Here is a 19,104-nt window from a genome sequence, read left to right as displayed (position 1 = left end):
GAGCCTGTCGAACACAGCTCAACTAAACAGGATGCTGAACTTCCCGTCTAGACACACAGCGATTTCCAAGATTTGAAAGCAAGAGCATCCTGCGCATTGCGTCAAATATTGGAAATAGCCCAGTGTCTGGGAAGTACAGCTCAACTACAGGATGCGGAGTTCGACGTCAAGGCGGTATCATGGCTCTATACAAGCAAACCCGTTATTCCAAAAGAAATTTCTTTAGGAGACCAACGCAGTTTATTGAGAAACTAAAGAAATAAGCCTCCAGCTCTTTAAGTTAAGAGCTGAAGGCTTATTTTATTGATCAACCGATTTGCCATCAGGTTTGAAACTTATCAGATGGTTTTGGCCCACCAGGAATCAGGCGGTTAACTGAAATAGCAATAAAAGTTCCTATAAAAGTATCCACAATTCTGGCAAAAGCATAAAGCACTGTTTCATCAGTCGGTATACTAAAATAGATGATTAAAAAAGCAGCACTTGCTCCAATAATACCGTTGTTATAATTAGTTAGATCACAAAAAACAATGATCAGAATGACACTAAGAGGAACACCAATCATTTCGACTAAAAAGAATTGACCCGAAAATTGTTGCAATAGCACTAAAAAAGCAGCAAAAATAGCTCCAATAGAATTTCCAAAGATTCTTGTTTTCCCAAACTTTAAACTTTTCTGCCAATCTTCCCTTAAACCAAAGACAGCTGACAATGCAGCAATCATAGGAGGTTCTCTATCGAGAAAATGAAATAAAAGAAGACACAACCCAACAGCTAATCCTGTTTTGAGTGTGCGCATGCCGATACGATAATTACCAATAGTCATTTGTATCCATCACTTTCTATTAAGAAGCATTATAGCATTCTGTTTTTGGTGCACATAGTTTCAATGATAAGGGAAAATAAATGTAATGCAAATAAAAATTTTTAGTTTTGCTAAAAGTAAGGTAATATTGAACTAGGATTCATATCAAAGGAGTACGAAAATAGTTGACAATAATATGTAAAAATATAAACAGAAATAGACATACGTGATGTAATTTATATATAGAGGAGGTTTTATTGATGGTAAAACCCAAAAAAATGGCCGAACGAGTGTGTTTGAAATTTGATACAGAAATCATTGTATTAAAAACTGTTGATCTATTCCCACAAGAAGAATTAGTCGAGGATCTAATCTCGATCATTCATGTCTTCAGCAGTCGCGTTTACGGCTTGCGAAAATACAAACGTAAGATTGAAGGTGATGGTGATGTTAACCGCGTACAAAACGGAGATCCAACCGACACTGAACCAACAACAAAAGATTGACCAAACCATTGGTGTAGCTCGATGGGTCTCAAACGAATACATCGCTAAAAATCAAGAACAATATAAAAAAGATCAATCGTTTATTTCAGGTAGGACTTTCTCAAAATGGTTGAACAATGAGTTTATTCCAAACAATCCAGATTATGCTTGGATCAAAGAAGTATCGTCTAAATCAACCAAACAAGCCATCATGAATACGGAAAAAGCCTTTAAATCTTTTTTCAAAGGCTTATCAAGTTACCCAAAATTTAAGAAAAAAGCCCAACAAAAAACCAAACTGTATTTTGTTAAGAATGACGCTAAGCACGTCATTCAATCAGAACGTCATCGAATCAAAGTACCGACGTTAGGTTGGGTGAAACTCAAAGAAAAAGGGTATATTCCAACGCACGATGACCAACACATGATTAAAAGCGGTACAATCAGTAAACAAGCGGATCGCTATTATGTTTCGGTTTTAGTTGAACAATCCATCTCAACAGCGTCACTAAAACAAACACCGTCTGCTGGGATTGGGGTTGATCTAGGCTTAAAAGACTTTGCTGTCTTTTCAGACGGTATGATTTATAAGAACAACAATAAATCAGTACGGATCAAAAAACTTGAGCGGAAACTTAAGCGTGAACAACGTGTGCTATCGAGGAAATACGAAGCAGAAAAAACACGTATCACCCAAAAACAACTGAAAAAAGGAGAGTCTACTCGAAAAAACGTCTGTAAACAACTGCTGAAAGTACAAAAACTTCATCAAACCCTAGCGGATATAAGACAAGATTATCAAAACAAAATCGTGGCGTCACTGGTAAGAACCAAACCAGCTTATATCACGATCGAAGACTTGAATATACGGGGAATGATGAAGAATCGACACCTCTCAAAAGCCATCAGCAAGCAAGGTTTTTACACATTTAGAACCAAGTTGCAAACGAAAGCAACGCAACACCAGATTGAACTTCGTTTGGTTAGTCGTTGGTATCCAAGTTCTAAAACGTGCCATACCTGTAAGGCCATCAAGAAAGATTTGAAATTGAACGATCGAGTCTTTCTCTGTCCTTGTGGGTATTCTGCCGACCGTGACTTGAATGCCGCTTATAATTTGAGAGACGCATCGATCTATGAGGTAATTGCATAATATAACACATACGCAACTCATAGCATGTACCGAAGGCTTATTCGGGAATTTAAGACTGTTGAGTGTTACATAAACCATAGTAGCGAGAACGCGGCGAGCTGGGACACGGTGACGCAGTAATTTTGGTTACGCGAGTACCAGAAAAATCTCGATATGGACGTTTTTCCATATTTTGAGTAGCAGTGTAAGAATGACCGTTTCTTTACGAGCAATAAAAATAGCTTTAGCAACAACCATTGCAATCTTGATAGCCCAAGCATTTCAATTGGAATACAGTGTATCAGCAGGAGTTGTGGCTATCCTAAGTGTACTAGATACCAAAAAGTCATCCGTTATAATCGCTTTACAACGAGTAGGGTCAACGATTTTAGCTTTGGGTGTGGCAACGATCCTGTTTCAACTAGTTGGATTTAATACGATCGTATTTGGAATTTATCTTCTGATCTATATTCCTTTAGCGTATAAATTAAATTTAGAGGTGGGAATAGCACCATGTTCTGTGCTTGTTTCTCATTTATTATTAGAACAAAGTACTTCAATCACTTGGCTTGCAAATGAAATGTCATTGATGGTGATAGGTGTAGGAATGGCTATTTTATTTAATTTATATATGCCTTCAAAAGAGAATCAATTAATGCAACTAAGAGATGAGATTGAAGAAAAAATGAAACACGTTCTAATGAACTTTGCTGTTGTATTGGAAACAGGTTATCCAAATGATCAAGTAGAAATTTTTATAAAAGAGCTTTCTGTAAACTTGAAAACCGCAGAAAAGATGGCTTATTTAGAATTTAATAATCAATTACTAAGCCAAAATGATGATTATATGATTCAATATATTGATATGCGGCAACAGCAGGCAAAAATACTGGCAGAAATGTCGATCGATATAAGTGTATGTTCATTGCCAACAAAGCAAAATAATACATTAGCACGACTATTTCAGCAAACGGCAAATCAATTGCACGAAAGCAACCCCGCAATAGACTTGATGAAAGATCTTGAGTCCATGTTAACTGACTTCAGAAATAGCGATCTGCCTAAAACACGAAGTGAGTTTGAAAATCGTGCGGCATTATTTGTGCTTTTAAATGATTTTTCGCGGTTCATTCAAATAAAAAAAGATTTCTATGAACAGCAAGAAATGGGTGAAACAACAATATAGCGAGAAAAAAGTGGGGATTTTCCTCACTTTTTTTGTTTCCTCTAAACAATGAGATTTTTATTTTTAAAAATAAGGTAAATTACTATTGATTAAATATTCAGAATATTCTATACTAATCCTTAACAAATCATTTTATCAGGCTATTTTAATAATTGACTGATCCGTATTAGAGTGATCAACTAACGCAAGAGCGTAAAATGGGGGAAAAGAAAATGAAAAAAAGATTGGTAATGGGAATAGCAGCTCTATCGTTAGCAGCTACGGCATGTGGCACTGGAAACGGGAGTAATGAAGATGAAATCAAAATAGGATCGATGTTTGAAAAAACTGGAGAAGTCTCAGCATACGGAACGGCTGAAGCAAATGCAGTGAATTTAGCCTTTAAAGAAATCAATGAGGATGGCGGAATTCTGGACAAAAAAATTGATTTAATCGAATACGATACAAAATCAGACAATACTGAAGCGGCTAGTATCGCAACGAAATTAGCGACTCAAGATGAAGTACCCGTTATTGTAGGACCAGCAACAACAGGAGCGGTCAAAGCTTCTACGCCAGCTGTTACAAGAGCAGGCGTTACATTAGTTACTCCTTCTGGCACAGATGATAGTTTGACACTTGATGAAAGTGGCAAGGTTCAACCAAATATTTTCCGCACATCATTCCAAGATTCGTTTCAAGGAATCGCATTAGCCGAATTTGCTGCTAATGAATTAGGTGCTGAAAAAGCCGTGATAATTGGCGATAGTTCAAGTGATTACGCACTAGGCTTAACAGATGCATTTGAAGGAACGTTTGAGGGAGAGATCATAGCAGAGGAGAACTTCACTGCTGATGATACTGATTTCAGCGCTATCTTAACTCGTATAAAAGATCTTGATTTTGATTTTATTTTCTTGCCAGGCTACTACAACCAAGCAGGATTGATCATCAAACAAGCGCGTGAAATGGGGATCACCCAACCTATATTGGGTGCTGATGGTTTTGGAAACCAAGCATTACTTGAATTGGCTGGAGTAGATAATGTGGATGATGTTTATTACTCAGCTCATTACTCACCAAATAGTGAGGATGCCCAAGTGCAAGAATTTATTGCAGCTTATAAAGCCGAATATGATGTGGAACCAGATATGTTTGCAGCTCTTGCATATGATACAGCTTACCTTGTAGCTCAAGCAATCGAAGAAGCTGGTGAAGCAACACCAGAAGCGATAACAGCAGCACTTGAAGAAATCACTGAATTTGATGGCGTAACAGGGACATTCTCATTTGATGAAAATCATAATCCCGTAAAATCAACTTTAGTTATTGAATTGCAAGATGGTGTTGAGGCCGGTAATACAGAAGTTACTCCTTAATGAAAAATCAAACGAAAGGGTGCAAAGCGGGTTTTTGCTTAGCACCCTTTCATATTTTAAAAATGGAAAGAGGTGCCATACTATGGAAGCATTTTTACAACAACTGATCAACGGACTCTCTTTAGGAAGTATCTATGCCTTGATAGCATTAGGATATACCATGGTATATGGCATTATTAAATTGATTAACTTTGCTCATGGCGATATTTATATGGTGGGGGCATTTGTTGGTTACACAGCTATCAACTCTCTTAAGCTAAGCTTCTTGCCGGCAATGATCCTATCCATGGTTTTCTGTGCTGTTTTGGGAGTTGCTATTGAACGAATTGCTTACAAGCCACTGCGCAATGCTACTCGTGTTGCCGCTTTGATCACAGCTATCGGAATGTCTTATTTATTGCAAAATGGCATGATCTACTTGGTAGGTTCAGAAACGAGAGCCTTTCCACAAGTGATTGAGAATAACATTTATGAATTTGCTGGATTACAAGTCAGTCAAACTCAAATTTTGATTTTTGGCACAACGATTATTTTGATGTTAGCTTTACAACTTATTGTTCAAAAAACGAAAATGGGAAAAGCTATGCGAGCTGTTAGTACAGATGCAGACGCCGCTCGCTTGATGGGGATCAATGTCGATAACGTGATTTCATTTACCTTTGCACTTGGCTCCTCATTAGCAGGCGCAGCAGGAGTTTTAGTCGGATTGTATTACAACTCGATTGAACCTATGATGGGATACGCCCCGGGATTGAAAGCCTTCATTGCGGCTGTATTAGGCGGAATTGGGATCATCCCAGGAGCTATGTTTGGTGGGTTTACAATCGGAATCATTGAAACATTGGTCAGTGGATATGGCGGATCAATGATCAAAGATGCGGTCGTTTACTTGATTTTGATCATTATTCTTATCTTTAAACCATCAGGCTTGCTTGGTAAAAATGTAAAAGAGAAAGTGTAGGTGATAAGAATGAAACAATTCAATAAGAAAAATCTCGGTTGGCTCATTTTTATTGCAGCCGTTTATGCGATCATTCAAATAGGCACAATGACAGGCATAATCAATGCTTTCTATGAAATAACGTTGATGACCATTCTGATCAATGTGATCTTAGCAACTGGATTAAACTTGATCATTGGATTTTCAGGCCAATTTTCCTTAGGTCACGCAGGATTCATGGCTATTGGTGCCTATTGTACCGGCATTATCAGCATCAAATATCCTACTATGGCGGGTCTGCTTGGTGGAATGCTTTTAGGGATCGCCATCGCCAGTCTGGTGGCTTTGTTAGTAGGGATTCCTACTTTACGATTAAAAGGGGATTATTTAGCAATTGCTACTTTAGGGGTAGCTGAGATCATTCGGATCGTGATTTTGAACATGAACAGTATTACAAACGGAGCTGCTGGCTTAAGCGGGATCCCTTTTATTGCTAATTGGCAAATCACGTTTGCCTTTATCGTGATTTCTTTGATCATTACGATGAATTATATCAAAAGCAGTCCAGGACGAGCAACGATCTCCATTCGTGAAGATGAGATTGCAGCAGAGTCGATGGGGATCAATACGACAAAATATAAAATCATCGCGTTTGTTTTAGGAGCAGCTTCTGCAGCGACTGCAGGTGGATTGCACGCCTCTTATTTCAGTGTTATCCGTCCAGCCGATTTTACTTTTATGAAATCTGTTGATATTTTGATCATTGTGGTTTTTGGTGGATTAGGAAGCATGACTGGGAGTGTCGTTGCAGCGATCGTATTAGGTATTTTAAATATTTATTTGCAGCCTTTTGGACAGTTGAGAATGATCATCTATTCAATTGCGCTGGTCGCGATCATGGTGTTCAAACCTTCTGGCTTATTGGGAACAAAAGAATTTACTATTTCTGGCTTATTAGACCGCAAAAATAAAAAAGCTTCGATGAAAGAGGGGGGAGCAGAATGAGTTTATTAGAAGTTAAACAGCTGACAAAAAACTTTGGTGGACTTTCAGCTGTCTCCATGGTAAATATGCAATTGGAAGACAATGAATTAGTCGGATTGATCGGCCCAAACGGTGCAGGAAAAACGACGTTATTCAATCTGTTAACAGGTGTTTATGAGCCTTCTGAAGGGAGTATCGATCTAGAAGTAGAGGGTAAAAAAACCTCTTTGATCAAACAAAAAACATATAATATTACAGCTATGGGTTTAGGAAGAACTTTTCAAAATATTCGATTGTTTAAAGATTTAACCGTATTAGAAAATGTTTTGATTGGCATGCATGAAAAAAATAAAGTCGGTACCGTGGCCAGTATTTTTAGGACGCCAGCATATTACGCATCAGAAGAAAAAATGCGTCATGAAGCGCTCAAACTGTTAGCGCTGTTCAACTTAGAAAGCAAAGTAAAAGAGTTAGCAAAAAATTTACCCTACGGAGAACAAAGACGCCTAGAAATCGTTCGCGCATTGGCCACAAAACCTAAAATATTATTTTTAGATGAGCCAGCAGCAGGAATGAATCCGCAAGAAACAGCTAATTTGACTTCTTTGATCCGCCAGATCCAAAAAGAATTTAAAATCACAATTTTATTGATTGAACACGATATGTCCTTAGTCATGGATGTATGTGAACGCATTTACGTATTAGAATACGGCAGAATGATCGCTCACGGAACACCTATGGAAATCAAGAACAACGAAGCGGTCATCAAAGCATATTTAGGTGGTGAATAGAGATGTTAAAAGTAAAAGATCTATCCGTTTATTACGGCGTTATCCAAGCTACTAAAGAAATCAACTTTGAAGTTAATGAAGGGGAGATCGTTTCACTGATTGGTGCTAATGGGGCGGGGAAGTCAACCGTTTTAAAGGCCATTTCTGGTTTGCATCGTCCAAAATCTGGCGAAATCATTTTCAAAGGTCAACCGATACAAAAAGAATCGACACGAAAAATCGTTCAGTTGGGTATTTCTCAAGTTCCAGAAGGACGGCATGTCTTTAAAGGAATGACCGTTATGGAGAATTTAGAAATGGGAGCGTTTCTTAGAAAAGATAAAAATGATATCCAAAAAGATTTGAAGATGGTTTTTGACCGTTTTCCGGTTTTGGGAGAACGGAAAAAACAAGATACAGCAACCCTATCTGGTGGGGAACAACAAATGGTCGCTATGGGACGAGCGCTGATGTCCAGACCGAAACTACTGTTGTTAGATGAACCTTCAATGGGATTAGCACCGCTATTTATCAAAGAAATTTTTAACATCATTCAAATGATCAATAAACAAGGAACGACCGTATTATTGATTGAACAAAATGCAAAAGTAGCTCTAGAAGTGGCCCATCGGGGGTATGTTCTGGAAACCGGAAAAGTCGTTCAAACCGGTACAGGCAAAGAATTGCTGGCAAGTGACGAAGTTCAAAAAGCTTATTTGGGAGGTTAAGAGATGGATGTAAAAAGTTATATGACGACAAATGTTGTGACCGTTTCAGAGGATACAAAAATTTTAGAAGCACTAGATATCATGAAAGAAAATGATTTTCATCGTTTGCCAGTAGTAAAAGATGGGCGAATGGTCGGATTAGTTACACAAGAGATCATCCAAGAAAATTCTCCTTCCACCGCGACAAGTTTGAGTATCCATGAAATGAATTATTTGTTGACCAAAACTAAAGTTGGCGATATCATGCATAAAAAAGTCGTTACGATCCAGGCAGATGACCTGCTAGAAGAAGCTGCGTCTCGGATGCGCGACCAAAAAGTAGGGGTTTTGCCTGTAGTAGAAGACCAAAATAAAATTGTAGGAATCATCACCGATAAGGATATTTTTAGCGCCTTTATCGATATTATGGGATATAACAATAAAGGGAGCCGTATTGTGATTGATATTCCAGAAGACCAGCCAGGGATCCTTGAAGATATCACTAATATTTTAGCCGAAGCTCAGATTAGTATTAATCAAATCGCGGTCTACCGAAAAGATGATTTTACGGAAGTGATCATTCAAATGGATAGTCCAGATACAAAGACGATAAAAGAGATTTTAACGACAAGTGGTTATACTGTTAGTTCAGCAATCTATAAAGCAGGAAAAAGATAAAAAAATCTAGAGAAAAGCAGCCTGCAGCAAAGAAAATCAGCACTGATTTTCTTTGCTGCAGGCTGATTTATTGTTGTTAGAACAAGAATAAAACAATGATTCAGAGCCAAGATCAAAAAAAAATTAAAATCCGCTATCCTTAAAGACGGCGTTCGGTTATAGTAATTAATATAGTCGGATTTTTAATACATAGAAAGATAATTGGAACCGATTTATTGAAAATAAAAGTTCATTGTTGAGGTAGCTAGTACATTGACTAAAAGGAGTGGGGAAATGGGAAAAAAAGGGATGATCATTGGAATAGCACTTAGTTTATTAGTTATCGGAGGAGGCCTTTTTTTTATGGATCAAACTGAAGAAACAGTTTACCAATCTGAAAACGATCTTTCTTACGTAGCAAAAGTTGAAGGAAAAGAATTCTATATTTATAAAGATGGTGAATGGACCACTACATTTTTAGCTGGTGTGAATATGGGAGCTGCAAAGCCAGGAACTTTTCCAGGCGAACTAGCTATTACAAAAGATGAATATTTGCGTTGGTTTAAACAAATCAAAGAGATGAATGCAGATGTTATTCGGGTATATACTATTTTAAAACCGGATTTTTATGATGCTCTGTATGAATTTAACTTGCAAAATGACGATCCGCTATACTTAATGCACGGTGTATATTTGAATGAAGAGGGAATTGCTGAATTGAGCGATGCCTATGCTGAAGATGAAAAAATAAAAAAAGACTTCATAAAAGATGCTACAAATTTAGTAGATGTGTTACACGGTCAAGCAAACTTACCCGAAAAAGCCGGCTTCGCGGATGGGAAATACACAAAAGATATTTCTAAGTACGTTATAGGCTGGATATTAGGTGTCGAATGGGATCCTTATTTTGTCAATCAAACAAATGAAGCGAACCCAGAAATGACTGCATTTGAAGGGGACTACTTGTATACAGATGGAGCTTCGCCGTTTGAGGTATTCTTAGCGGAAGTAGGGGATGCTACTTTATCCTATGAAGTTCAAGAGTATCAAACTATGCGTCCACTGAGCTATACCAACTGGCTAACGACAGATATGCTAGATCATCCAAATGAACCGGATGGGACTGAGGATATGGCAGTCGTAAACACAGAACATATAAAAGGCACAGATCAATTAGAAACTGGATTATTTGCTTCTTATCACGTCTATCCTTATTATCCAGAATTTCTAAATCATCAGCCTGAGTATGCTGAAGTGAAAAATGAAGACGGCAGTATCAATACTTATAAAGCTTATTTAAGAGATCTGATCAAAGAACATACTGTGCCAGTTATGGTAGCTGAATTTGGAATACCGGCTTCTAGAGGGAAAGCTCATGAAAGTTTGTATTCAGGGTTTAACCAAGGAGGCATTGAGGAGACCGAACAAGGCGAAATGTTGATCGATATGATGCAGGATATACACGACGAAGGTTATTTAGGAGGACTCGTGTTTACGTGGCAAGATGAATGGTTTAAACGAACTTGGAACACACTAGATTTTGATTTGTCTGACCGTCGACCATACTGGTCTAATCCTCAAACCAATGAGCAACATTTCGGGTTGCTGGCTTTTGATCCTGGGAAAGAAAAAAGCGTAGTCTACGTTGATGGAAATGATTCTGAGTGGAGTGAAAAAGACCAGTTGTCAAAAAATGAAGAAAATACTCTTTCAGTAAAATCAGATGAAAAATACCTTTATGTGAAATTAGAAGCGAAAGATTTTGATTTTGAAAAAGATCAATTAGTTATTGCTATTGATGTAAAAGATGAGCAAGGAAATAGTCAAACAGCTGATGGTTCATTAATTTTTTCTCGACCAACTGATTTTCTAGTAAAAATAAACGGAGCGACGGGATCCTCCATTATGGTAGATGCTTATTACGACTCTTATTATTACCAATATGCAGAAAAATTAGAAGCAATCGAGAAGCAACCAGCTTACACGAAAAAAAATTCAGGGTTGTTTAACCCAATGAATCATGCTTTGTCAGCTGAATTAACGTTGCCTCAAACAAATGAAGTTATCCCTTTTTCAAAGTATGAAACAGGAGCTTTAGTATTAGGAAATGGGAATCCGGAACATGAAGAGTACAATTCATTGACTGATTTTGCAGTGAAAGATGGTATTGTTGAAATTGCTTTGCCATGGCAGTTATTGAATGTCATGGATCCTTCAACGAAACAAATTATAGGAGATCTGTATCAAAATAAAGGTATTGAAGCAGTTAGTGTAGAAAATATTTATCTAGGGGCAGCTTTAGTGAAAAAGGGATCCACTGAGCCCAATAAAATAATGTTAGAACCTTATTTATGGGAACCGTGGGAATTGCCCACATACCACGAACGATTGAAACCATCCTATTACTTATTAAAAGAAGCTTTTTTAGAATATGATAAATAAAGCATTAAAGAACAAGGAGATATTTTACGAAACTTCACAAAAGAGGCGAGTGAAGTATAAGGAGGGAAGAATGATGGAGCCATCTTTTTATGCAGAAATAATTCAGGCAAGTCTAAATCCCTTTGTTTGCTTTGAACTGGTTAAGGATAACAATAACAAGGTTATAGATGGGATCTATAAAGATTTAAATCCTGCTTACGAATGTTTGATAGGAATGAACAAAGATGCATTGCTCGGAAAGAAAGTAACAGAAATTTCCGAATCAATAAATTTAAAAACAATACAGTTTTTAAAAGCAAGTGAAAAAGCAAAAAAAAATGATAAAACAGACTACTATTTTGAATTAAAAAAACAGTTTTACCGAATCCAAATTTTTTCGTTTGAGAAGGAATATACGGCTATATCCTATACAGAATCAACAACTGAACTATTACAAAAAAATATTGCACAAGAAGATTTAAAACAAACCGAAAATCAATTGAGTTTGATATTAGATTCAACAGAAGAAGCAATTTGCGGGATCGATTTGAATGGGAGATGTACTTTTTTGAACCTCAATTGTATGAAATTATTGGGGATAAAAGAAGAGTCAGAAATGGTAGGACAACCAATTTTTAATCATTTAATTAAGGATTCGTTGTCAACAGAAGAAACGACCGTTAAGCAGGACATCCTCAATAAATTGATTGGAAAACAGCCGTGTCAATCAAATGAGATTTATTTCATACGAATGGATGGAACCCTCTATCCAGTGGAATATTTTGTTAAACCAAAAACGAGTAACGGAACCTTACTTGGAGGAATATTAACTTTTGCTGATATGACAAAAAGAAAAGCAGAACAAGCAGAAATCAATCATTTGATGTTCCATGATCCTTTAACAGGTTCGTTCAATCACATCAAATTTGAGAAATTAAAAGTTGCTTGTGACAATGAAAAGAACTTACCACTGTCAATCATTATGGGAGATGTTAATGGATTAAGAAGAATCAATCAGCACTATGGACATTACGAAGGAGATCAGCTCTTAAAAGCAATAACAACTATTTTAAGAGAAAGTATTCCCAAAAATGGATATATTGCTCGTTACGGAGAAGACGAATTCAGTATTTTATTGCCTAATACTGACAGCTCACAAGTCTCTTGGCACATTGAAAAAATTCAGGATGCGATCAGGGAGTACAATGACCAAATTAGTAAAGACCAAGCAGCAATCAATCTTGCATTAGGGTCTGAAACAAAGTGCACGATGGATTATGATATCCAAAAAATGATCAACAAGGCTCAAGATTATATGGATAAGCAAAAGATGCTCAACCGCGATAGTATGCGTAATATTCTTTTAACTTCTATCAAAACAACTTTATTAGTACGAAGTAAGTTTACTGAAGAACATGCAGAAAGACTGGTGACTTTGTCAAAAAGTGTTGGAAAAAAGATGAAATTGTCACCTTGTCAAATGGATGAGTTAGCTTTATTGGCAGAGCTGCATGATGTAGGTAAGATTGGGATCGATGATGCCATTTTAAATAAACCAGGCAAATTGACGGATGGAGAAATGGCCGAAATGAAAAAACATTCGTTTATTGGCTATCAAATCATTAAGTCTATCGAAGGTTTAGCTGATATTGCACTGCCTATCTTGCACCATCATGAGCGCTCAGATGGGAAGGGATACCCAGATGGATTAACGAGACACGATATCCCTTTATTATCTCGTATTATTTCAGTGGTGGATGCTTATGATGCGATGACACAAGATCGACCATATCGTAAAGCTATGACTCAAGAAGAAGCTATTGTTGAAATCAAAAAAAATTCAGGGACACAATTTGATCCTGAAGTTGTCAGGTTTTTTTTAGAAAGTATAGAAGAAATTTTAAAGGAATAAGTTCTTATGACAGTTGTACCAAACCTCAGAAGACAGGAGAGATACAATGAACTATTTATTACTTGATGTTGCTTTGTTAGGAGTTATCAGTTTATTTATTACGAATTTAGGCATTGTTATTTTTACAGTCATCATTAATCAGAAGTATCGATTAAGTGAAAAAAGTTATCAAAGGGCATGCAAACTGATCCAACCGATCATGGAAGAAAAAATCAATGATCCGAGTCAGCTTGTCGAAAGATTAAATTTTTTTAAAACTAAAAAAGAACGAAAAGTTGTCTTTGATACACTTATGAAATATGCCCAGAAGCCTGAGACAGTTGAAAATAGTCTGTGGGTAATAGGGCAGCTAGGTTTTTATGATGAATTGATTGCAGATGCTTCGAAAAAGCTAACTTTACAGCATATTCAATTTTTTAGTCAACTACGCTTCCATAAAGCATTTCCTCTATTAATCAAAGGAACAACAAGTAAAAATTTCGAAATCAAGTACAATTCTTTTTATGCTATTTCATCCTTGCCTTTATCAGAAAAGGAATTACCAATTTATATCGAAGCTTTGTTAGAGTCATCTATTATGAGTGATCGTATTATTGATATGTTGAATCATCTCCATATGGATGTTGAAAAAATCCTTCATTTTTTACGTGAAGCTACACTAGATAAAAATAAAATCATCTTATTATTAGTTTTAAGAAACCGTTTAAAAAAAGAGGACCCTTTATTGGTAAACCAGCTTTTACCTTACTTAGAAGAATCAAGAGAAGTTCGGATAGCTACTATTCGTGCACTGGCTACAAGTGAAAATGACTTTTACTTTTCTTTTTTTCAAGAACTATATAAAAAAGAAATCGATTGGCAAGTGCGGGCAGTACTAGCAAAAGATCTTCCGTTGTTAAACGCACCTAGTGAACAAGGATTACTAATGGACATGCTAAAGGATGAAAATTGGTGGGTACGCCATAATGCCATAAACAATTTAAAAAAACGTTATCCAGATAATGTCATGCTTGATCAGAAATATGAGAAGTTTGAAACTGCTGATCAATTTACACAATTAAAAATGAAAGGAAGTGGGACTGAATGATGCTGATAGAAAATTTCATTTACTACTTTAGTATGTTTATTTTAGTGTATGCTATCACGGTCACAGTCTTGTATCTTATCCTTATCCTAGTTTCTTGGAAACGACTAAGGGAATTTATTGAAATCATTCAAACAAATATTACAAGTGTCAGTCATTACACTAAACCAATTTCTATTATTGTACCGGCTTATAATGAAGAACAAACAATTGTGGAAAGTGTCCGTTCTTTTTTGCAGTTAGATTACCCAGAATTTGAAGTGATCGTCGTTAACGATGGATCAACAGATGAGACAATGGTTAAACTGATTCAATTTTTTGATTTATATCCTGTAGAACTAGATAGTGATATAAAAATCGAAACAAACCTTATCAAACAAGCATATAAATCTCATGAAAATTCAGATCTGATTTTATTAGATAAAGAAAATGGCGGTAAAGCAGATGCATTGAACGCCGGCATAAATGTCTCCGTTTATCCTTTTTTTTGTGCGATCGATGCTGATTGTATCATTGAAAAAGACGCTTTATTACGGATTGTTTCACCATTTCTTAAATATGAAGAAACGATTGCAGTAGGCGGGATGGTTCGAATCGCAAATGGCAGTACTATAAAAAATGGGGAAATTGTTCAAACCAAAGTTCCTAAGAAAATGATTGAACGGTTTCAAGTTATTGAATATTTTCGAGCTTTCTTAACGAGTCGTGTCGGCTGGCAACGATTCAATGCACTGATGATTATTTCAGGAGCATTTGGCCTATTTAAAAAATCCGCTGTATTAGAAGTTGGCGGATTTGAGCGTACGATTGGGGAAGATATGGAACTTGTTCTAAGATTACATGAAAAGTTCCGTCAAAATGGTGAACCTTACCGCATTGATTTTGCTTCAGATGCCGTTTGCTGGACACAAGCACCTGACAGCTATAAAGATTTGAAAGGGCAACGGGTAAGGTGGCATAGAGGATTATTTGATTCTTTAAACAGACATCAAAAAATGATGCTCAATCCTAAATATGGGTCTGTTGGTCTAGCTTCAATGCCCTACTTCTTTTTAGTAGAGTTATTAGGACCAGTGATTGAAATGATAGGATATATTGTAATGGGAGTAGCTATTTATTTAGACATCCTCTCTTCTTATGTTGGTATTATCTTTTTGTTAACCTGTTTGATGGGGATTTTATTTTCTTTTTCGGCTATTCTGTTCGAAGAAATTTCTTATAAACGTTACAGCAATTTGAAAGATATCTTATTGCTATTCATGGTTAGTATTTTAGAGCAGTTCTATTACCGTCCATTAACAGTATGGTGGAGAGTGAAAGCATTTTTTAATTATCGTAAAGGTAGTAAACAATGGGGAACAATTGAACGGAAAAATTTCGATCCAAAACCGAAAAACAATGAAATATAAAATGAAACCGACGGCCATGTTGATTCTGAAAAAATAATTAGAATTAGTTTTCATTTGATGTGAAATCAAGTGATTGATATCGTTTACTTTAAATAAATTATAAAAAGTTTCAAAAAATAATTAAGCAAATTAAAATCAAAATAGGTGTTGAGATGCTATCAAAGAGCTATTTATCAATAATTTTTCTTAAGAATAGGTCTTTTCTAAAGATTATCCATACAACTTTTCAGGGTTTGTTAAGAAAACATTAAAGTTTGTTTGGACAACGTTAGAAATGTTTGTTATTCTAAAGATACATAGTAATCTTGTTGAGCATACAACCCGACAATTTTTTGAATAGCAATTATTAATTTAAACCATTTAGTGTACTTCATAAGGTTGCTTTGGAGCGGTAATGCTAGCACATAATTTATGGTAAATGATTTAGGATGAATTTATCCTAAATCATTTTTTTATATAAATATTTATTAAAAAGCTTAGTTATTTCTTAATAAGAATTGGGTATACTGGTAATAAGAACGAGTAAAATAGGTGGAAAAAACGTGTAATGGAGGACTTGAAAATGAATCAATTAAAAAAAATGAGTTTAACGGCTTTAACTGCAATGAGTTTGTTAGGAGCGACGCTAGTTGTCTTGCCGCAATCTGCGGGTGCGACAACTGATGGAATCGATACAACCGTTGTCGATGAAAAATGGGGGAAACCTACTTTTATCTACGGTGGTGGATTATCTGAAAGTCAAATAACTGAAACAGAGGCATTATTGGAAATTAATGATCCTGAAAATGTAGCTATCGATAGTGTTTCAGGGCAAGATTTGGTGGATTATTTAGGTGAAGGTTCAGGAAATACAGCTAGTATGATCTCATCCGTATTGGTACAAAAACAAGATGTTGGCGATGGTGTCGATGTAGAAATCGTTACTCCAGAAAATATCAGTCAAATAACACAAGACCAATATGCAAATGCAGCTATTACTGCAGGGGTCAATGACGTAAAAATCGAAGTAGCAAGTGTCAGAAAGGTTACCGGAGAGAGTGCTTTAACTGGGATTTATAAAGCTTTCGATGTTAACGGAGAAGAATTAGACCAAGAACGTATGGCAGTAGCACAAGATGAATTAGAAACAACAAATGAAATCGCACAAGAAAACGTTGAAGATGAAGCATTTGATACAGCTAAATTTGACCAAGCGATCATTGATATAAAACAAAGCTTAGCTGATTTAAAAGAGCAGCAAGGTGAATTGGCTACAAAAGAAGATGTACAACGAATCATTAATGAAGCGTTAGAAAAAAATAATTTACAAGATGCCGTTACACAAGAACAAATCGATCGTTTGATGGCCTTATTTGAAAAATACCAACAAACGAGTGCAATCGATTCTGACCAAGTAAAAGAACAACTAAGTAACTTGTCTAATACCGTTCAAGACAAATTTGGTGATGCCTTACAGCAAGCTGAAGATAGTGGTTTATTAGATAAAATCGGCAACTTCTTTAGTCAAATTTGGGCTGCTATAAAAGGATTGTTTGAGTAATAAATAAAAAAATCAAAAAGGTTATCGAAAAAAACTCACTTCCTTATGGATAAAAAGGGGCTCTACGTCAAATGGTGTGGATGAGCTAAATTTAGTTGGAAATAACGTCTTGTTTAAGCAGCGTGAGAGAATCTTCTCGCGCTGCTTTTTTTTGCTTTAAAACTAATCAAAATACGACATCTAAAGTTCTGAAAATTCCGATAACCATAAGCAACCCGTTTGATGACTTTTATTTTATTGATTGACCCTTCTAAAGCACCGTTAGAATAGGGATACATAAAAGTATGTTTTATCCTAGGCAAGTGTTTACGCAGGGTTTTAAGGGCAGTCTGCATAAAAGGAGATAACTCTTTAGGAGAAGCCTTAAGTACAAGGTCTTTAAACCCTTTATAGTCATTTTTTTTAGAATAATAAAGAAGATTTTGATACAAATCATACGTCGCTTTAAGAGTCTCGTCGAGCGTAAGTAGGTAGTCGATGATTTCTGTATTCGGTAAAGGTTTTTTAAAGAGTCGTTGATAGCGGTAATCCTTAAAATTTAAGTCGTCTGAATCCTTTAACAGGAGTTGCCAGTACCTTTTAAATTTTCTGTAATTCTTTAAATCTTCTGAATTAGAGGTATGGAATTGTTTCATTGTTTGAACTCTGGTTTGATTCAACGAGCGTGATATCAACTGAACGATATGGAAACGGTCAATGATCACTTTAGCATTAGGAAAGAGATCTTTAACTAATGTAAAGTAGGCCGCGTTCATGTCTACGACAATCGTTTTTACGTTCATCCTCGTCTTATAGGGATAGCGAAGAAAGTGACGGCGTAAAGCTAGTAGCAGCCGAGTTGGCAAGATATCGATTGGTTCATGTGTGTCTGCATTCGAATAAATAAAGCTCATTTTTCCTTCGACGTTTTTAACGGATTGAAATTCATCGAAAGAGAGGTGTTGCGGCAAGGATTTGAAGGTATTTTTAACAGACTGATTGAGTTGTTTCAAGACTCTGTCTACAGTGGTAGGAGAAACAAAATGCCGTTTAGACAGGTCTTTTATAGAAATAGTGTCGGCTAATTCAACCGCGATAGACTGTTTGACCCGTTTAGCGATGAAGCAACCTTCTTCAATTTCAGGAGAACGTGCAACAAAGGTAACACCGCATGCTCTACAAAGAAACCGCTGCTTCTTTAATCGAATAGACGTTGCATAATGAGTCGAACTGACCCATTTAACCCTAGAGGTTAAATACCCATTCTTTACAATAGAGTAGGCGTGGTTCTTCATCCCACAACACTCACAGTGAGTGGGTTTGTACGTTAAAGTGGCATAGAAAACTTTTGATCTGAACCCTTTGATTCGTTTCTCCTCGCAAAATTTTTCATCAAAAAAGATATTTTTATCTTTTAAATCAAGTGCAGTTCGGATACAATTATTATGAGACATATGAATTTTCCTTTCTAGTGGGTTGTCGTGACTTTATTCTAACTGGAAAATTCATTTGTTTCTATTTTTTTATAAAAAAATAGGTGCGAATGAATTTCTTCATCCACACCAAAAATTATACAGCCTAAAAAGGGAAGTGAGTTTTTTTTGCTTCACTTCCTTATGAAACCCACTTTGACGTATAAGTGACGACCAGTTTGATGTGTCACTTATTCGTGAAGAGTCGTTTCACGTTAGAGTGATAACAAATAGCCAGTCAAGTTCTTCGTATAAAGCTGTTT

Annotated in this window: 15 protein-coding genes and 1 pseudogene; 14 read left to right on the top strand and 2 right to left on the bottom strand. The window is 36.2% G+C overall.

Annotated features, from left to right (window positions below; translation table 11 throughout):
• Positions 1 to 322 precede the first annotated feature (322 nt).
• Entirely contained in the window at positions 323 to 826 is a 504-nt protein-coding gene (locus BR50_RS01990; RefSeq protein WP_034545696.1) for an FUSC family protein, read from the bottom strand.
• A gap of 263 nt (positions 827 to 1,089) precedes the next feature.
• On the opposite strand from BR50_RS01990, the pseudogene BR50_RS12955 reads away from it, so the two are divergent.
• The 14 genes and pseudogenes from BR50_RS12955 to BR50_RS01920 form a co-directional block, all read left to right on the top strand.
• Positions 1,090 to 1,311 (top strand): annotated as a pseudogene (locus tag BR50_RS12955) (IS607 family transposase); the annotation flags it as partial.
• Positions 1,253 to 2,443, top strand: coding sequence for an RNA-guided endonuclease InsQ/TnpB family protein (locus BR50_RS01980; protein ID WP_034545692.1), 1,191 nt, complete (start codon positions 1,253 to 1,255; stop codon positions 2,441 to 2,443). The pseudogene BR50_RS12955 and the gene BR50_RS01980, both read left to right, overlap by 59 nt.
• Before the next feature lie 190 nt (positions 2,444 to 2,633).
• A complete protein-coding gene (locus BR50_RS01975) occupies positions 2,634 to 3,608 on the top strand; it encodes an aromatic acid exporter family protein (protein WP_034545690.1) in 975 nt (324 codons plus the stop codon).
• Between the two features lie 212 nt (positions 3,609 to 3,820).
• On the top strand, positions 3,821 to 4,966 hold the full coding sequence (locus BR50_RS01970; protein ID WP_034545687.1) for an ABC transporter substrate-binding protein: 1,146 nt from the start codon (positions 3,821 to 3,823) through the stop codon (positions 4,964 to 4,966).
• An 82-nt stretch (positions 4,967 to 5,048) separates the two neighbouring features.
• Positions 5,049 to 5,927 carry a branched-chain amino acid ABC transporter permease gene (locus BR50_RS01965; protein ID WP_034545685.1) on the top strand — a complete coding sequence of 293 codons (879 nt, stop codon included), beginning with the start codon at positions 5,049 to 5,051 and terminating at the stop codon, positions 5,925 to 5,927.
• A 9-nt stretch (positions 5,928 to 5,936) separates the two neighbouring features.
• Positions 5,937 to 6,911: a branched-chain amino acid ABC transporter permease gene (locus BR50_RS01960; RefSeq protein WP_034548882.1), complete on the top strand. Its 975-nt coding sequence runs from the start codon at positions 5,937 to 5,939 to the stop codon at positions 6,909 to 6,911.
• Positions 6,908 to 7,681, top strand: coding sequence for an ABC transporter ATP-binding protein (locus BR50_RS01955; RefSeq protein ID WP_034545683.1), 774 nt, complete (start codon positions 6,908 to 6,910; stop codon positions 7,679 to 7,681). The genes BR50_RS01960 and BR50_RS01955 overlap by 4 nt, the downstream gene beginning before the upstream one ends.
• Positions 7,678 to 8,388 (top strand): ABC transporter ATP-binding protein, encoded by a 711-nt coding sequence (locus tag BR50_RS01950; protein WP_178377464.1) that lies wholly within the window; start codon positions 7,678 to 7,680, stop codon positions 8,386 to 8,388. Before BR50_RS01955 ends, BR50_RS01950 begins: the two co-directional genes overlap by 4 nt.
• 3 nt (positions 8,389 to 8,391) lie before the next feature.
• Positions 8,392 to 9,045: a CBS and ACT domain-containing protein gene (locus tag BR50_RS01945; RefSeq protein ID WP_034545679.1), complete on the top strand. Its 654-nt coding sequence runs from the start codon at positions 8,392 to 8,394 to the stop codon at positions 9,043 to 9,045.
• 273 nt (positions 9,046 to 9,318) lie between these two features.
• Complete coding sequence (locus BR50_RS01940; RefSeq protein ID WP_034545676.1) at positions 9,319 to 11,466, top strand: family 2 glycosyl transferase; 2,148 nt, start codon at positions 9,319 to 9,321, stop codon at positions 11,464 to 11,466.
• A 70-nt stretch (positions 11,467 to 11,536) separates the two neighbouring features.
• Positions 11,537 to 13,357: a bifunctional diguanylate cyclase/phosphohydrolase gene (locus BR50_RS01935; protein WP_170206175.1), complete on the top strand. Its 1,821-nt coding sequence runs from the start codon at positions 11,537 to 11,539 to the stop codon at positions 13,355 to 13,357.
• Positions 13,358 to 13,403: 46 nt separating this feature from the next.
• On the top strand, positions 13,404 to 14,444 hold the full coding sequence (locus BR50_RS01930; RefSeq protein ID WP_034545670.1) for a HEAT repeat domain-containing protein: 1,041 nt from the start codon (positions 13,404 to 13,406) through the stop codon (positions 14,442 to 14,444).
• On the top strand, positions 14,441 to 15,850 hold the full coding sequence (locus BR50_RS01925; protein WP_051905710.1) for a glycosyltransferase family 2 protein: 1,410 nt from the start codon (positions 14,441 to 14,443) through the stop codon (positions 15,848 to 15,850). The genes BR50_RS01930 and BR50_RS01925 overlap by 4 nt, the downstream gene beginning before the upstream one ends.
• Positions 15,851 to 16,412: 562 nt before the next feature.
• On the top strand, positions 16,413 to 17,390 hold the full coding sequence (locus BR50_RS01920; protein WP_034545667.1) for a DUF1002 domain-containing protein: 978 nt from the start codon (positions 16,413 to 16,415) through the stop codon (positions 17,388 to 17,390).
• Positions 17,391 to 17,503: 113 nt separating this feature from the next.
• On the opposite strand, the gene BR50_RS01915 is transcribed toward BR50_RS01920, so the two are convergent.
• Positions 17,504 to 18,823 (bottom strand): ISL3 family transposase, encoded by a 1,320-nt coding sequence (locus BR50_RS01915; RefSeq protein ID WP_034545665.1) that lies wholly within the window; start codon positions 18,821 to 18,823, stop codon positions 17,504 to 17,506.
• Positions 18,824 to 19,104 lie beyond the last annotated feature (281 nt).

The sequence above is a fragment of the Carnobacterium alterfunditum DSM 5972 genome (genome assembly GCF_000744115.1).
GTDB lineage: Bacteria > Bacillota > Bacilli > Lactobacillales > Carnobacteriaceae > Carnobacterium_B > Carnobacterium_B alterfunditum.
The sequence above is the reverse complement of the archived record's forward strand: the minus strand, read 5'-3'. Positions and strand labels throughout refer to the sequence as shown.

Coding starts and splice junctions, on each gene's coding strand:
- BR50_RS01935 (WP_170206175.1), top strand. CDS start 11,537: ATGATGGAGCCATCTTTTTATGCAGAAATAATTCAGGCAAGTCTAAAT.
- BR50_RS01915 (WP_034545665.1), bottom strand. CDS start 18,823: ATGTCTCATAATAATTGTATCCGAACTGCACTTGATTTAAAAGATAAA.
- BR50_RS01920 (WP_034545667.1), top strand. CDS start 16,413: ATGAATCAATTAAAAAAAATGAGTTTAACGGCTTTAACTGCAATGAGT.
- BR50_RS01970 (WP_034545687.1), top strand. CDS start 3,821: ATGAAAAAAAGATTGGTAATGGGAATAGCAGCTCTATCGTTAGCAGCT.
- BR50_RS01975 (WP_034545690.1), top strand. CDS start 2,634: ATGACCGTTTCTTTACGAGCAATAAAAATAGCTTTAGCAACAACCATT.
- BR50_RS01960 (WP_034548882.1), top strand. CDS start 5,937: ATGAAACAATTCAATAAGAAAAATCTCGGTTGGCTCATTTTTATTGCA.
- BR50_RS01955 (WP_034545683.1), top strand. CDS start 6,908: ATGAGTTTATTAGAAGTTAAACAGCTGACAAAAAACTTTGGTGGACTT.
- BR50_RS01965 (WP_034545685.1), top strand. CDS start 5,049: ATGGAAGCATTTTTACAACAACTGATCAACGGACTCTCTTTAGGAAGT.
- BR50_RS01930 (WP_034545670.1), top strand. CDS start 13,404: ATGAACTATTTATTACTTGATGTTGCTTTGTTAGGAGTTATCAGTTTA.
- BR50_RS01990 (WP_034545696.1), bottom strand. CDS start 826: ATGACTATTGGTAATTATCGTATCGGCATGCGCACACTCAAAACAGGA.
- BR50_RS01925 (WP_051905710.1), top strand. CDS start 14,441: ATGATGCTGATAGAAAATTTCATTTACTACTTTAGTATGTTTATTTTA.
- BR50_RS01945 (WP_034545679.1), top strand. CDS start 8,392: ATGGATGTAAAAAGTTATATGACGACAAATGTTGTGACCGTTTCAGAG.
- BR50_RS01980 (WP_034545692.1), top strand. CDS start 1,253: ATGTTAACCGCGTACAAAACGGAGATCCAACCGACACTGAACCAACAA.
- BR50_RS01940 (WP_034545676.1), top strand. CDS start 9,319: ATGGGAAAAAAAGGGATGATCATTGGAATAGCACTTAGTTTATTAGTT.